Source organism: Metabacillus sp. Hm71 (assembly GCF_051842955.2).
Taxonomy (GTDB): Bacteria; Bacillota; Bacilli; order Bacillales; family Bacillaceae; genus Metabacillus.
Map to the genome: position 1 here is coordinate 2,512,092 of NZ_CM200278.1, position 12,356 is coordinate 2,524,447.

Sequence of the window (12,356 nt, forward strand, 5' to 3'; positions counted from 1 at the left end):
AATGAAGAGGAGGAATGGAAAGTGAAAGGCTTTGAATATTTACAATCTGAGCTAGATGAAATGAAAAAACAAGGTACTTTTCGGACATTAATTCCGTTGGAAAGTGATCAAGGTGCAAAGGTAATTATTAATGGAAAAGAGGTGATCCAGCTTTCTTCCAATAATTATTTAGGCTTAACCTCACATCCAAGACTGCGAAAGGCAGCCCTGGAAGCTGTTGAGAATTTTGGTGCAGGTACTGGGTCAGTTCGAACCATTGCAGGTACGTTCACCATGCATAAAGAGCTTGAAGAAAAGCTTGCGGAATTTAAACATACCGAAGCGGCATTAGTATTCCAGTCGGGTTTTACAACAAACCAAGGGGTTCTTTCTTCGATCTTAACAAAAGAAGACGTTGTTATTTCTGATGCACTCAACCATGCATCAATTATTGATGGAATTCGCTTAACAAAAGCAGCAAGAAAAGTATATAACCATGTTGATATGGCAGATCTTGAAAGAGCATTGCAAGAATCAAAGGATTTTAGAGTTCGAATCATTGTAACAGATGGTGTGTTTTCAATGGATGGAAACATTGCACCACTTCCTGAAATTGTTGATCTAGCGGAGAAGTATGATGCATTAGTGATGGTCGATGATGCACACGCTTCAGGTGTTTTAGGTGAAAATGGCCGCGGAACCGTGAATCATTTTGGTTTAGATGGCAAAGTGCACATTCAAGTGGGAACACTAAGCAAGGCCATAGGTGTATTAGGAGGATATGTAGCAAGCTCAAGAACGCTAATAGACTATTTAATACATCGTGGGCGCCCGTTTTTGTTCAGCACATCTCATCCCCCTGCTGTTACAGCTGCATGCAGCGAAGCAATCCGTGTACTTTTAGAAGAGCCTCATCTAATTGAGCGTTTATGGGAAAATACAACATTCTTTAAGGATGGCCTTAACCATTTAGGTTTTAATATCGGGAAAAGCAATACACCGATTACACCAGTGATTGTTGGTGATGAAGCACTTTCACATCAATTTTCCGATAAGCTATTAGAATATGGAGTTTTTGCCCAAGGTATCGCATTCCCAACAGTAGCAAAAGGGCTTGCACGGGTGAGGACAATTGTTACAGCAGAACATACGGAGGATCAGCTTCAGGAAGCACTGGATATTTTTGAGAAGGCTGGCAGAGAACTCCAGATTATTTAAGCTTTCATTCGTTATCAAATTATATAAGTTTATACAATTACAACACCTCTCTCTTCATATACATGGCAATAATACATTTATGGAGTGATTCCGTTGGCAGTAGTAAAAGCAACTGAAGCTGATGTGAAATTGTTAGCTCGTTTAATGAGGGCAGAGGCAGAAGGTGATGGGAAGCTGGGTATGTTAATTGTCGGAAATGTTGGAGTGAACAGAACACGGTGGTCTAAAAAACCATAATAAAAAACTTGCAGGATGGAAGCGTTCTCCATTAATGACTCTACGGGCAAGTGGAATATTCATATCTCTTGCAGCTTGGTAAAAATATCCCTTTATCGTAGCCTCAAACCCGCCTGGACGTTGGAAAACCATTTCTCTAATGGTCGATATATCCTTAAAATCCAGGCAACCAGATCGGGAACTTGTCCAGCACAATGGTACAATCAATGGAATGCAGAAAGATTTAAATCGCATTGCTTTTACAAGCCAACGAACACAGCTTGTCCGGATGTTTATAGTACATTTTAAAGAGAGTGCTTAATTATAACTTTTTAGTGCTCGTTTATAAGCTAAAGGTTTCTTTTCTGTCAAGGAATCTTATCGATCTTTCTAATTAACAATGTGGAAAAAAGCTAAGATAAGGCTGTCTAATAGTCATAATTATGACTAGATAGACAGCCTTTACCTATTTCCGATACGTATTTTTTATAACCTTATTAGCCACTCTAAAATATGGGTCATACTCTTTTAATAAGGCAAATAAAGTTGAAATCACGGAAAGGAGCATGGACGATGATATTTTTTCAGCCAGAGTTTCGCAATGAACAAGGTGAAATCATAAATGTAGTAGATGCAAAAGGCAAAGCGATTGGATACATAGCCTATTTGTATAAAGATGACAAAGACCTTTATATAATGGGGCAATTGGATAACCCTGGTGAAAAGCAAAACTTTATCGATATTACTGCTAAGTACATCGATGGCCTAAAAAAATCGATTCTTGGAGAAGGAGAAAAGGAACCAAATATGTTTATTCATCTTGGTGGAGAATTGATTGATATCGATAAAGATACACAAGAACAGAGTGAATAAGATGTCAGGAAGAACTTCTTTAAAGTGTCATGCATAGGATGCTTCATAGACATTTTACCCACTAGGAGGGACCGTTCTGTGAAATATCCGCAAAATTTCTGTCACCCGAAACTTATTGATCCGTCAGGAGAAAGGGTAAGTGAGTCAGAAGAACTTGGTTTAACAATGCTAATTGATAAAGGAATAGGATTAGCTTTATTTGAAGAAATGTTACAACTTGCAGGTCAATATGTTGATTATATAAAACTCGGTTTTGGAACAACAATGTTGTATCCTCCAGAGCTTTTGAAAAAAAAATTGCTTTTAGCTAAGAAAGAAAATATTGCAGTCTATCCAGGTGGAACATTGTTTGAAATAGCAGCCCATAAAGGTGTTTTAGGGGAGTATTTTGAGTATATAGAGAGAATAGGATTTGATCATCTAGAAATTTCAGATGGAACAATCGAATTACCTTATCGAAAGCGGAGAAAAGTTATTCAGGAAGCCGTAGGAAAAGGATTCACAGTCATCACAGAATGTGGAAAAAAAGCTGAGGGCAGCTATTTGGAAGTAAAAGAATTGGAACGAACCCTTTATTCTGATCTGGAATGCGGTGCTTCTTATGTGATTGTTGAAGGACGGGAGTCGGGGAAAAACGTAGGCATTTATAATGAGCAAGGTCTGATTGATAAGGAATTTCTTATTGATATCGAAAAAACGATTACGAACGATGTAAGAAAATACCTTATCTGGGAAGCTCCGCAAAAAAAACAGCAGATTGAATTAATACAATTTTGGGGAAGAAATGTTAATTTAGGAAATATCCAATGCGAGGATGCTTTTAATCTTGAATGCTTAAGAAGGGGTTTAAGATTTGATACTTTTCCGCTGAATCGCTCTCATACGATTTTACAGATTGAATAACGTAAAGTGAAAGGGACTGTTCTTTCTAACATTTGTTTAGAGAGTGACTGTCCCTTTTGTTTTACCTCTTACTTAAATACAAATATTGTTTAATATAAAATGTAGCATTTGAAAAAAGTGAAAATGAGGTGCATCCATGCATTGGATTGTATCAAAAATATAGTTAAGGGAAATGTAAACAAAGAAGAGATATTTTATTTGGAGGAAAGGGAAATGGAAGCAAAACAAGGAAAAGCAAACATAGTTGCGATCGCTCTCATTCCATTAGTCATGGTTTTGGGAAATTCTATGTTAGTCCCTGTACTACCGACAATGAAATCAAAATTGGGTTTATCAGAATTTCAAGTTAGTCTAACTATCACAGTGTTTTCTCTTGCTGCGGGATTAATCATTCCGTTTGTCGGTTATTTATCAGATCGATTCGGACGAAAGTGGATTATTGTTTCATCTTTAGTGATCTATGGTATCGGAGGAATTGTTTCAGGTCTTGCCGCATGGTTACTCGATAATTCCTATACATGGATATTAGTAGGAAGAATTATTCAAGGAATTGGTGCTGCTGGTACTTCACCGATTGCGATGGCCTTAATCGGAGATGTTTATTCAGGTGCACAAGAAAGTAAAGCACTTGGCATTATTGAATCAACAAACGGGTTAGGGAAGATATTATCTCCCATTATCGGATCTTTGATTGCATTGATTGTTTGGTTTGCAGTGTTTTTTACATTCCCACTTTTATGCTTTGCAACTGCACTCTTTGTTTGGATTGGTGTAAAGGAAAAGAAAAAAATGGAGGGCAAACCGCTGCCAAAGTATCTTGGTGATTTAAAACAAATTTTTAAACAAAAGGGGAAATGGCTGATTCCTTCATTTTTTGTCGGTTCAGTCGGTTTGTTCATCCTTTTTGGTGTTTTATTTTATTTATCAGATATTCTTGAAGAAACATTTAAAGTTGATGGAATCATAAAAGGATGTATTTTGGCAATTCCCCTATTTGGAATGGTGCTCACAGCCTATATAACAGGGGCAAAAATAAAGCAAAATAAACCTCTCATACGAAGAGTTATGGTTATAGGATTGATTTTGTTAACTAGCTCAATGGTCGCTGTATCTTTTCTTGAACAGATTGTACCTATGGTAGGTCTATTAACATTAGGCAGTATCGGAACAGGTCTTCTGCTGCCTTGTTTGAATACCTTAATTACTGGGGCTGTTAATAAAGCTGAACGAGGTATGATTACCTCATTATATGGCAGTGTACGTTTCCTCGGAGTAGCGTTCGGTCCGCCATTATTTAGCTGGTTAATGAAAATTTCACATCAAACGGTTTTTTTCAGTATGGCTGGTTTAAGTTTGTTGACCTTGATATTAGCCTTTTTCTTAATAAAGCCAAGTAATAGTAATGAAGGTGAACAAGACAAGACAAAGCAATTGGCTACCCTGTTTAAACAACGGGAGAAGATACCTACTTCATAAACTTAGAAAATTTTAGCCAGTAAGTAGATAATTTTCATTAATAACGCAGTGATCGCGGCAGCCATAAGGGGACCAACTGGAATCCCACGCAAAAAAACGATTCCGACAATCGAACCCACTACAAGACCGACAATCATGTGGGGTTCAACACGAAGCATTTCCAAGCCTTTTCCATTCATATATGTAGCAAGTGCTCCTCCTGCAAGGGCCACAGCCCCAGAAAGTGTTGTTAGGAGGAGTAAAATATCCTTTCCTGTTATTTTTCCGCTAGCAAAAGGAACCAAAACCGAGATCGTTAAAAACATAAGTCCTAATTCCAAACCGCGCCGTTCTAGCATTGGAAAAAACCGCTCAAGGGATGATAATTTTAAAACCAACAAGATGCTTGCAGCTGTTGCAATAATCGGAGAGCGGCCAATTAATCCTACTATAATAAGAATGACTAGTGATAATTCCCCTGCTGATATATTCATTGTAACCAACCCCTGTCCCATTTGCTTTCCTGACATATTTGTATGTATAGGATGAAGAAAGTATGCTCTTTCCTTACTGAATTGCACAAAACATCTACAAAATAATTTCATTTCTCTCATTTTCCTAACGAATGAAAATAAAGTAAAATAAAGTGTAACTTCCAACAGTGGAGAGGTTTTACTACATATAAAAAAGAGTTTTAAAAAATGGTAGTTTCCTAACAAAATGTAAGGTGATAAATAAATGAAGGTTATAATTGCAGAAAAGCCGGATCAGGCTTCAACTCTATGTTCACAATTTGAGAGAGTTAAAAAAGATGGATATTATGAAATAAAACCAAATGAATTTTTTCCAAATGGTGCTTATTGTACATGGGCAATAGGCCACTTAACGCAGCTTGTGGCTCCTGAAGATTACCATCCAGAATGGAAAAAATGGACATTATCAACGTTACCGATTATTCCTGAAAAATTTAAATATGAAGTAATGAAGTCTAAAGCAAAACAATATTATATTGTTAGTCAGCTGTTAAAAAATCCTGTGGTAAAGGAAATTATTCACGCAGGTGATGCTGGGCGTGAAGGAGAACTGATCATAAGAAATATCATTCAGCTTTCCGGAGTTAAAAAACCGCTCAAAAGATTATGGATTTCATCACTTACTCCGGCATCGATACTTCAGGGATTTCGCCAATTACTCGATGAGGAAAATACGAGGAACCTTTATTATGAAGCATATTCTCGTGCATGTGCAGATTGGCTTGTCGGAATGAATGCATCAAGGGTATATTCACTTTTACTAAAAGAAAAGGGAATGAACGATGTTTTTTCCGCAGGCAGAGTTCAGACGCCAACACTTGCATTAATCGTGAAAAGGGAAAAGGAGATTGAGAAATTTGAGCCTGAGCCATTTTGGGAAGTTGTCGCGACATTTGCAATTGGTGGTAAAAAATATAAAGGGAAATGGCAAAAAGACCAACAAAGCAGAGTAATGAATAAAGATTTGGCGGAGAAGATTGCTGCATTTTGCAAGGGAAAACCTGCTGAAATCAAAGAACTGAAAACCGAGCGTAAGGAATACCAACCACCTTTTCTTTTCAATTTATCATCATTGCAAGCAGAGGCTAATAAAATCTATAAATTTTCTCCGAAAAAAACGCTGGATATTGTACAGACATTGTATCAAAAAGGGATTGTATCTTATCCCCGCAGTGACTCTACCTTTGTAACAAAAGGGGAGGCAGAGCTTTTTCCGGAAATTCTAGCTAAATTAAGTGCCTTTGATGATTATAAAGAGTTTTTTCCATTACCAATGTCATCAATTGTAAACAATCCTCGTTATGTTAATGAAAAAAAGGTAACCGATCATTATGCCATTATTCCAACAGAGCAAGTAAAAGATCCAAAAAAATTGTCAACAGATGAACAGAAAATGTATGACATGATTATTAAAAGACTTATAGCCGCCCACTATGATAAAGCGATATTTGATTACTCTACATTAACCACAGTAGTAGACGGTCGCGCTGAATTTATCACAAAGGGCAAACAGCAAATTCAAGAAGGCTGGCGAAAGGTTATCTACCAGGATAAAAAAGAAAAGGATCAAATCCTCCCAAATGTTAAGCAGGGAGATTCAGGACATGTTGAAAAAGTTGAAACAAAGGAAAGTCAAACACAGCCACCAAAACGCTTTACAGAAGGTCAATTAATCACATTAATGAAAACAGCAGGAAAATATTTAGACAATGATGAATTAGAAAAGGTATTAAGTAAGGTCGAAGGATTAGGAACAGAAGCGACAAGAGCCGGAATTATCACGATGTTAAAGGAACGAAAATACATCGAAATAAAAAAGAATCACGTGTTCGCAACTGATAAAGGGAAGGTTCTTATTGAAGCCATTGGAGATCAAATATTGGCTTCTCCAGAAATGACGGCTAAATGGGAACAGCGGCTCTCAGAAATTGGTGAGGGACAAGCATCACCATCTGTTTTCATGGAACAAACGAAAAAGCTGTCAACAAAAATTGTAAATGATGCAATAGCCATTGCCCCAAACTGGAAGTTTGAAGGATTACAAATTGATACGATTCAGCGTTTATCGTCACGTTATACATTGGGCAAGAAGGTCGGCAAATGCAAATTGTGTGATGGTGATATAGTTGACAAAGGACAATTTTATGGATGTTCAAATTATAAGACAGCCAATTGTCAATTTAGTATTTCAAAACAGATCCTTGGAAAGAAGATAACAAAGACAAATATTCAAAAGCTGCTTAAAGAAGGTAGTACAAATAAAATTAAAGGTTTTAAAAAAGGTGATAATTCGTTTGATGCTAAATTGGAATGGAAGGACGGGAAGATTGGATTTTTGATTGAGAAATAGTAACAATAAGAACTTTATATACTAAAACTAATGCGAGTTGAAAAGGATAAAAAAGGTAATCGATTTATAAAAAATATCCACTTGTTTCTTTAGGAACATTACTGTCAATTGACGGTAATGTTTTTTATATACTCCAAACACCCAATTCTAAATGGATAAATATCATAACCATTCTCCTCTTCATAGAATAAATGAGCATCTATTCTAAATATTGGAGTGCAACTGAATGATAAAGATCATTTATCTATCTGATAAGCAAAAAAATAATCATATAGGGTCAAATACAAATGAATATAACAACCAGCTGCCAAAAATAGAATTATCAAGGTCATTTCTTAAGTATTATCTTATAAACTCAAGAGAAGTCATTATTAAATTTGGTCATTGGTCACAAGCATTTTATGTAAATAAATCAAATGATTTATCGGACAATGAAATCGGAATTCCAAGTAATATTTTACCGTTTTCGATACCTGACGAGCTTGTTTATGATTTTAAAGTTGATGGAAATATTATTCATATTGGTCCCTTTATTGCCTATATAGCCAAAAATAAATTCAAACAATTATCACCGAATTTGCTGGAAAAAAATAAAAATCGTTTTAAATTGGAGGAAGCACAAGGTCGATTAATAATGATTTGCGCAAGTGACAGCATTGATCCCGTAAATAAAACAATAACTGGTTATTATTATCAGCCAACAAAGGGAAAATGGGCGAAAGAAGTATTTCCATTTCCAGACTCAATTTTTAAAAAAATACAAATACCTGATGAAATTGAAACTTCTTTGGAAAATGTGATTGGCGGCAAACTTTTCAATACAAACCCTTTTAATAAATTTCAGTTATGGGAAGCTTGCTCAACAAATGAAAAGGTTAAATTGTTTCTTCCAGAAACAAGACTTTACAAAACATTTCATGATTTGGAAGAAATGCTAGAAAAATTTGAAACAGTGTATATGAAGCCTATTAAGGGACGCCAAGGAAAGGGTATAATTGTCGTAAAAAAAGAAAACAACGAGTTTCATATCATTAATATTGAAAAAGAAAAAATGGTGTATCAAACTATATATGAAGTAAATAGATACATGCAAAAAAAATTGAAAATGAATTATATCATTCAACAAGGTGTCTCAACGATCTATAACAATAAAAAATTTGATTTTCGCTTATACTTTCAGAAAAATAGAGAGAAGAAATGGGTATGTCAGGGAGTCATCGGAAGGGTTGCACAAGAGAATAGCATAATTACAAATTTGAAACATGTTGTCCACCTGACGGAAGGTGGAAAGATGTTAAAAATTATTTTTAAAATTGGAGAAGAAGAGGCAAGTGAGATCTTGAAGCGGACAATTGAGGTAAGCAGGGAGCTTTGTGAGCATATAGATCAAAAATTGGGGCATTTTGGGGATGTTGCATTAGACGTTATTATCGATCATAATTTCAAGCCGTGGATTCTTGAAGTGAATCATCTTTATGGGAAAAAGAGCCTGAAGATTCTGGAAGATAATGAAGTGATTAATAAATTAGATGCAACACCACTTGAGTATGCAATATCACTTGCAGGCTTTTAATTTTGTTGTGTAGAGATTACGGGTATACACCTTTCACTTTATCTTACAACATATAAATACGTTTTAGGATTGTTTTCTATCAAAAATATCGATATACTATTAAGTTGTATGTTTTTATTATAAAATGGAAGTTCATACAACATTTTTTCTTGCACGTTAAGAAAGTATAAATTTGCAGCGCAGGAGAGAATTCGACGTAGTGGCAAATTTTAAGAATGAAGTTTAAGTGCAACTAGGCAGTCGCACTGCGCCTAAAGGCTTGGCGCCAGCCAAGTTTTCTTTATAACAATGACCGCTTTATCGTATAAGTAATAACGTGCAACTATTAAAAGGGTAGGTTGAAAGGAGAATCACATAATGAATGAACAGCAACGTAAGGAAAGTACTCAAGTAAATCCTTCGGACAAAAAATCCGATAAGGATTACAGTAAGTATTTCCAAGCAGTGTATATGCCTCCTTCACTAAAGGATGCTAAAAAGCGAGGAAAAGAAGAAGTAAAATATGAAGGCTTTGCCATTCCTGAAGAATTTAAAGGCATGGGACAAGGCCGGAAGTTTTACATTCGCACGTATGGCTGCCAAATGAATGAGCATGACACAGAAGTTATGGCAGGTATTTTTATGGCGTTAGGCTATGAGCCGACTGATGGTGTTGAAGATGCCAATGTCATTTTGCTAAATACATGTGCGATTCGGGAAAATGCAGAAAACAAGGTATTTGGTGAGCTTGGTCACCTAAAGGCATTAAAGAAAGAAAGACCGGACTTATTATTAGGTGTCTGTGGTTGTATGTCACAGGAAGAATCAGTTGTAAACAGGATTTTAAAGGTTCATCCTTTTGTTGATATGATCTTTGGTACCCATAATATACACCGCCTGCCTTATATTTTAAATGAAGCTTATCTTTCTAAGGAAATGGTGATCGAAGTATGGTCTAAAGAAGGCGATGTCATCGAAAATCTTCCTAAGGTTCGTAAAGGAAATATTAAGGCTTGGGTTAATATTATGTATGGCTGTGATAAATTTTGTACGTATTGTATTGTTCCTTATACTCGCGGTAAAGAACGCAGCCGTCGTCCAGAGGAAATTATCCAAGAGGTTCGTCACTTAGCAGCTCAAGGCTATAAAGAGATTACTCTCCTAGGGCAAAACGTAAATGCCTATGGGAAGGATTTTGAAGACATAGACTATGGCTTAGGTGATTTAATGGATGAGATTCACAAAATTGATATCCCAAGAATCCGCTTTACAACAAGCCATCCTCGTGATTTCGACGATCATTTAATTGAAGTGTTAGCAAAAGGCGGCAACCTTTTAGATCATATCCATCTACCTGTTCAATCAGGAAGTACGGAAATTCTAAAAATTATGGCACGTAAATATACTCGCGAACAATATTTAGATTTGGTCCGCAAAATTAAGGAAGCAATGCCGAATGTTTCATTAACAACAGATATCATCGTTGGTTTTCCAAATGAAACAGAAGAACAATTCGAAGAAACTCTTTCACTGTATCGTGAAGTAGAGTTTGATAGCGCATATACGTTTATTTATTCACCTCGTGAAGGTACACCTGCAGCGAAAATGAAAGACAATGTCCCAATGGAAGTGAAAAAAGAACGTCTCCAACGATTAAACGCTGTCGTAAATGAAATTTCTGCAAAGAAATTAAAAGAATACGAAGGCAAGGTTGTAAATGTTCTTGTTGAAGGGGAAAGCAAAAACAATCCAGAAGTTCTTGCAGGATATACAGAGAAAAGCAAACTTGTAAACTTTAAAGCACCAAAAACAGCGATTGGAAAAATCGTGAAGGTGAAAATTACAAAAGCAAAAACATGGACGCTAGATGGAGAAATGGTTGAAGAAGCGATTGAGGTGAAATAAGATGACGATTTATACGAAAGACGAAATTGTAGCAAAAGCGCGTGAACTTGCTCAAATGATTGCCGAATCTAAGGAAGTTGATTTCTTTAAGCGGGCAGAAGCTCAACTAAATGAAAATCAAAAAGTGCGTGAAAAGATTGCTAGTATTAAAAGTCTTCAAAAGCAAGCCGTCAACTTTCAACATTATGGAAAGCATGAAGCGTTAAAACAGGTTGAGGCTAAAATTGAAAAAATTCAAAATGAATTGGATGAAATTCCAATTATTCAAGAATTTCAAGAGTCCCAAGTTGAAGTCAATGATTTGCTGCAACTCGTGTCACACACAATTTCTAACAAGGTTACAAATGAAATTATTACCTCAACAGGAGGAGATCTCTTAGCAGGGGAGACAGGTTCAAAGGTTCGACATTCAACTGGCGGAAGCTGTTCATAATGATTCGAAACAGAGGTTTGCTGTAAAAGGCAGACCTCTTTTTATTTTGTGAATAAAAAAATTATCAAATAATTTTAGAGAACCAGGCACCTTTTTTCTTTTTTAGGCACATATTTATAACCATTAGCATAGAATGAACTATAGGTTTCATGAATTGGGGTAACATGTCATCATTTCAGTAAATTATTTAGGCACAATCGTTACTAGCCTAGCATAGGATTAAAAGAAGATTCATTGAGGAGGGTATGCTCGAATGTCTGAATACAGAGAAATAATTACTAAAGCAGTTGTTGCGAAAGGACGTAAGTTTTCCCAATGCACACATACGATATCACCATCGCAAAAACCTGCGAGCATTTTAGGTGGATGGATCATTAACCATAATTATGATGCTCAAAAGAAAGGGAAAACAGTTGAGGTCGAAGGTACTTATGATATCAACGTTTGGTATTCTTATAATGAAAACACAAAAACAGAGGTTGTAACAGAGAGAATAGAATATTGTGATATTATCAAATTAAGATATAAAGACGACAATATCATTGATGATGAGCATGAGGTTATCTGTAAAGTATTACAACAACCTAATTGTTTAGAAGTGACAATCTCACCAAACGGAAATAAAATAATTGTTCAAGCAGAACGCGAGCTTTTAGCAGAGGTTATTGGTGAAACAAAAGTATGTGTAAAAGTTAATCCGCAAGGCTGTGAAAATGACGATGAGTGGGAAGATGAATTAGACGAGGAATTTGAGGATTTAAATCCAGAATTTTTAATTGGAGATGTAGAAGAGTAACTAGGAGGACGTGTCTTCCTAGTTTTCTTTTTTAAAAATTATATTATTAGATTCCTTTCTTTACCTAACCCAATTATCACATGATTTTGTCGAATTATGATATAATGAAATGTGATTTTTAAGAACGTTAAGGTGGTATTGGA

10 protein-coding genes and 3 pseudogenes are annotated in these 12,356 nt (G+C 35.8%); 11 read left to right on the forward strand and 2 right to left on the reverse strand.

Features of this window, described 5'->3' with window-relative positions; genetic code table 11:
* Positions 1-21 precede the first annotated feature (21 nt).
* Positions 22-1,197 carry a glycine C-acetyltransferase gene (locus ACSVDH_RS11850; protein WP_439249532.1) on the forward strand — a complete coding sequence of 392 codons (1,176 nt, stop codon included), beginning with the start codon at positions 22-24 and terminating at the stop codon, positions 1,195-1,197.
* A gap of 93 nt (positions 1,198-1,290) precedes the next feature.
* Positions 1,291-1,416, forward strand: a pseudogene (locus ACSVDH_RS11855) (cell wall hydrolase); the annotation flags it as partial.
* Here ACSVDH_RS11855 and ACSVDH_RS11860 read toward each other — a convergent pair.
* Positions 1,417-1,611 (reverse strand): annotated as a pseudogene (locus ACSVDH_RS11860) (cell wall hydrolase); the annotation flags it as partial.
* Here ACSVDH_RS11860 and ACSVDH_RS11865 point away from each other — a divergent pair.
* From ACSVDH_RS11865 to ACSVDH_RS11880, 4 genes and pseudogenes are all read left to right on the forward strand, one after another.
* Positions 1,612-1,722, forward strand: a pseudogene (locus ACSVDH_RS11865) (cell wall hydrolase); the annotation flags it as partial. It abuts the pseudogene before it with no gap.
* Between the two features lie 264 nt (positions 1,723-1,986).
* Positions 1,987-2,286 carry a hypothetical protein gene (locus ACSVDH_RS11870; RefSeq protein WP_439249533.1) on the forward strand — a complete coding sequence of 100 codons (300 nt, stop codon included), beginning with the start codon at positions 1,987-1,989 and terminating at the stop codon, positions 2,284-2,286.
* A gap of 78 nt (positions 2,287-2,364) precedes the next feature.
* Positions 2,365-3,189 (forward strand): phosphosulfolactate synthase, encoded by an 825-nt coding sequence (gene comA, locus ACSVDH_RS11875; protein WP_439249534.1) that lies wholly within the window; start codon positions 2,365-2,367, stop codon positions 3,187-3,189.
* Between the two features lie 213 nt (positions 3,190-3,402).
* Positions 3,403-4,665: an MFS transporter gene (locus ACSVDH_RS11880; RefSeq protein ID WP_439249535.1), complete on the forward strand. Its 1,263-nt coding sequence runs from the start codon at positions 3,403-3,405 to the stop codon at positions 4,663-4,665.
* A 2-nt stretch (positions 4,666-4,667) separates the two neighbouring features.
* Here ACSVDH_RS11880 and ACSVDH_RS11885 read toward each other — a convergent pair whose 3' ends face one another.
* Positions 4,668-5,138, reverse strand: coding sequence for a DUF441 domain-containing protein (locus tag ACSVDH_RS11885; RefSeq protein ID WP_439249537.1), 471 nt, complete (start codon positions 5,136-5,138; stop codon positions 4,668-4,670).
* A 244-nt stretch (positions 5,139-5,382) separates the two neighbouring features.
* On the opposite strand from ACSVDH_RS11885, the gene ACSVDH_RS11890 reads away from it, so the two are divergent.
* The 5 genes from ACSVDH_RS11890 to cotE all read left to right on the forward strand — a co-directional run bounded on the left by ACSVDH_RS11890 (position 5,383) and on the right by cotE (position 12,213).
* Positions 5,383-7,527 (forward strand): DNA topoisomerase III, encoded by a 2,145-nt coding sequence (locus tag ACSVDH_RS11890; RefSeq protein ID WP_439249538.1) that lies wholly within the window; start codon positions 5,383-5,385, stop codon positions 7,525-7,527.
* 226 nt (positions 7,528-7,753) lie between these two features.
* Positions 7,754-9,100, forward strand: coding sequence for a YheC/YheD family endospore coat-associated protein (locus tag ACSVDH_RS11895; protein WP_439249539.1), 1,347 nt, complete (start codon positions 7,754-7,756; stop codon positions 9,098-9,100).
* A gap of 357 nt (positions 9,101-9,457) precedes the next feature.
* On the forward strand, positions 9,458-10,984 hold the full coding sequence (gene miaB, locus ACSVDH_RS11900) for a tRNA (N6-isopentenyl adenosine(37)-C2)-methylthiotransferase MiaB (RefSeq protein ID WP_299092210.1): 1,527 nt from the start codon (positions 9,458-9,460) through the stop codon (positions 10,982-10,984).
* 1 nt (position 10,985) lies between these two features.
* Positions 10,986-11,417 carry a regulatory iron-sulfur-containing complex subunit RicA gene (ricA, locus tag ACSVDH_RS11905; RefSeq protein ID WP_299092211.1) on the forward strand — a complete coding sequence of 144 codons (432 nt, stop codon included), beginning with the start codon at positions 10,986-10,988 and terminating at the stop codon, positions 11,415-11,417.
* Between the two features lie 253 nt (positions 11,418-11,670).
* A complete protein-coding gene (cotE, locus tag ACSVDH_RS11910) occupies positions 11,671-12,213 on the forward strand; it encodes an outer spore coat protein CotE (protein WP_299092212.1) in 543 nt (180 codons plus the stop codon).
* Positions 12,214-12,356 lie beyond the last annotated feature (143 nt).

What these genes read in the sequence shown, in the direction of transcription:
- ACSVDH_RS11870 (WP_439249533.1), top strand. Translation starts at nt 1,987, where the DNA reads ATGATATTTTTTCAGCCAGAGTTTCGCAATGAACAAGGTGAAATCATA.
- ACSVDH_RS11880 (WP_439249535.1), top strand. Translation starts at nt 3,403, where the DNA reads ATGGAAGCAAAACAAGGAAAAGCAAACATAGTTGCGATCGCTCTCATT.
- ACSVDH_RS11885 (WP_439249537.1), bottom strand. Translation starts at nt 5,138, where the DNA reads ATGAATATATCAGCAGGGGAATTATCACTAGTCATTCTTATTATAGTA.
- ACSVDH_RS11890 (WP_439249538.1), top strand. Translation starts at nt 5,383, where the DNA reads ATGAAGGTTATAATTGCAGAAAAGCCGGATCAGGCTTCAACTCTATGT.
- ACSVDH_RS11895 (WP_439249539.1), top strand. Translation starts at nt 7,754, where the DNA reads ATGATAAAGATCATTTATCTATCTGATAAGCAAAAAAATAATCATATA.
- miaB (WP_299092210.1), top strand. Translation starts at nt 9,458, where the DNA reads ATGAATGAACAGCAACGTAAGGAAAGTACTCAAGTAAATCCTTCGGAC.
- ricA (WP_299092211.1), top strand. Translation starts at nt 10,986, where the DNA reads ATGACGATTTATACGAAAGACGAAATTGTAGCAAAAGCGCGTGAACTT.
- cotE (WP_299092212.1), top strand. Translation starts at nt 11,671, where the DNA reads ATGTCTGAATACAGAGAAATAATTACTAAAGCAGTTGTTGCGAAAGGA.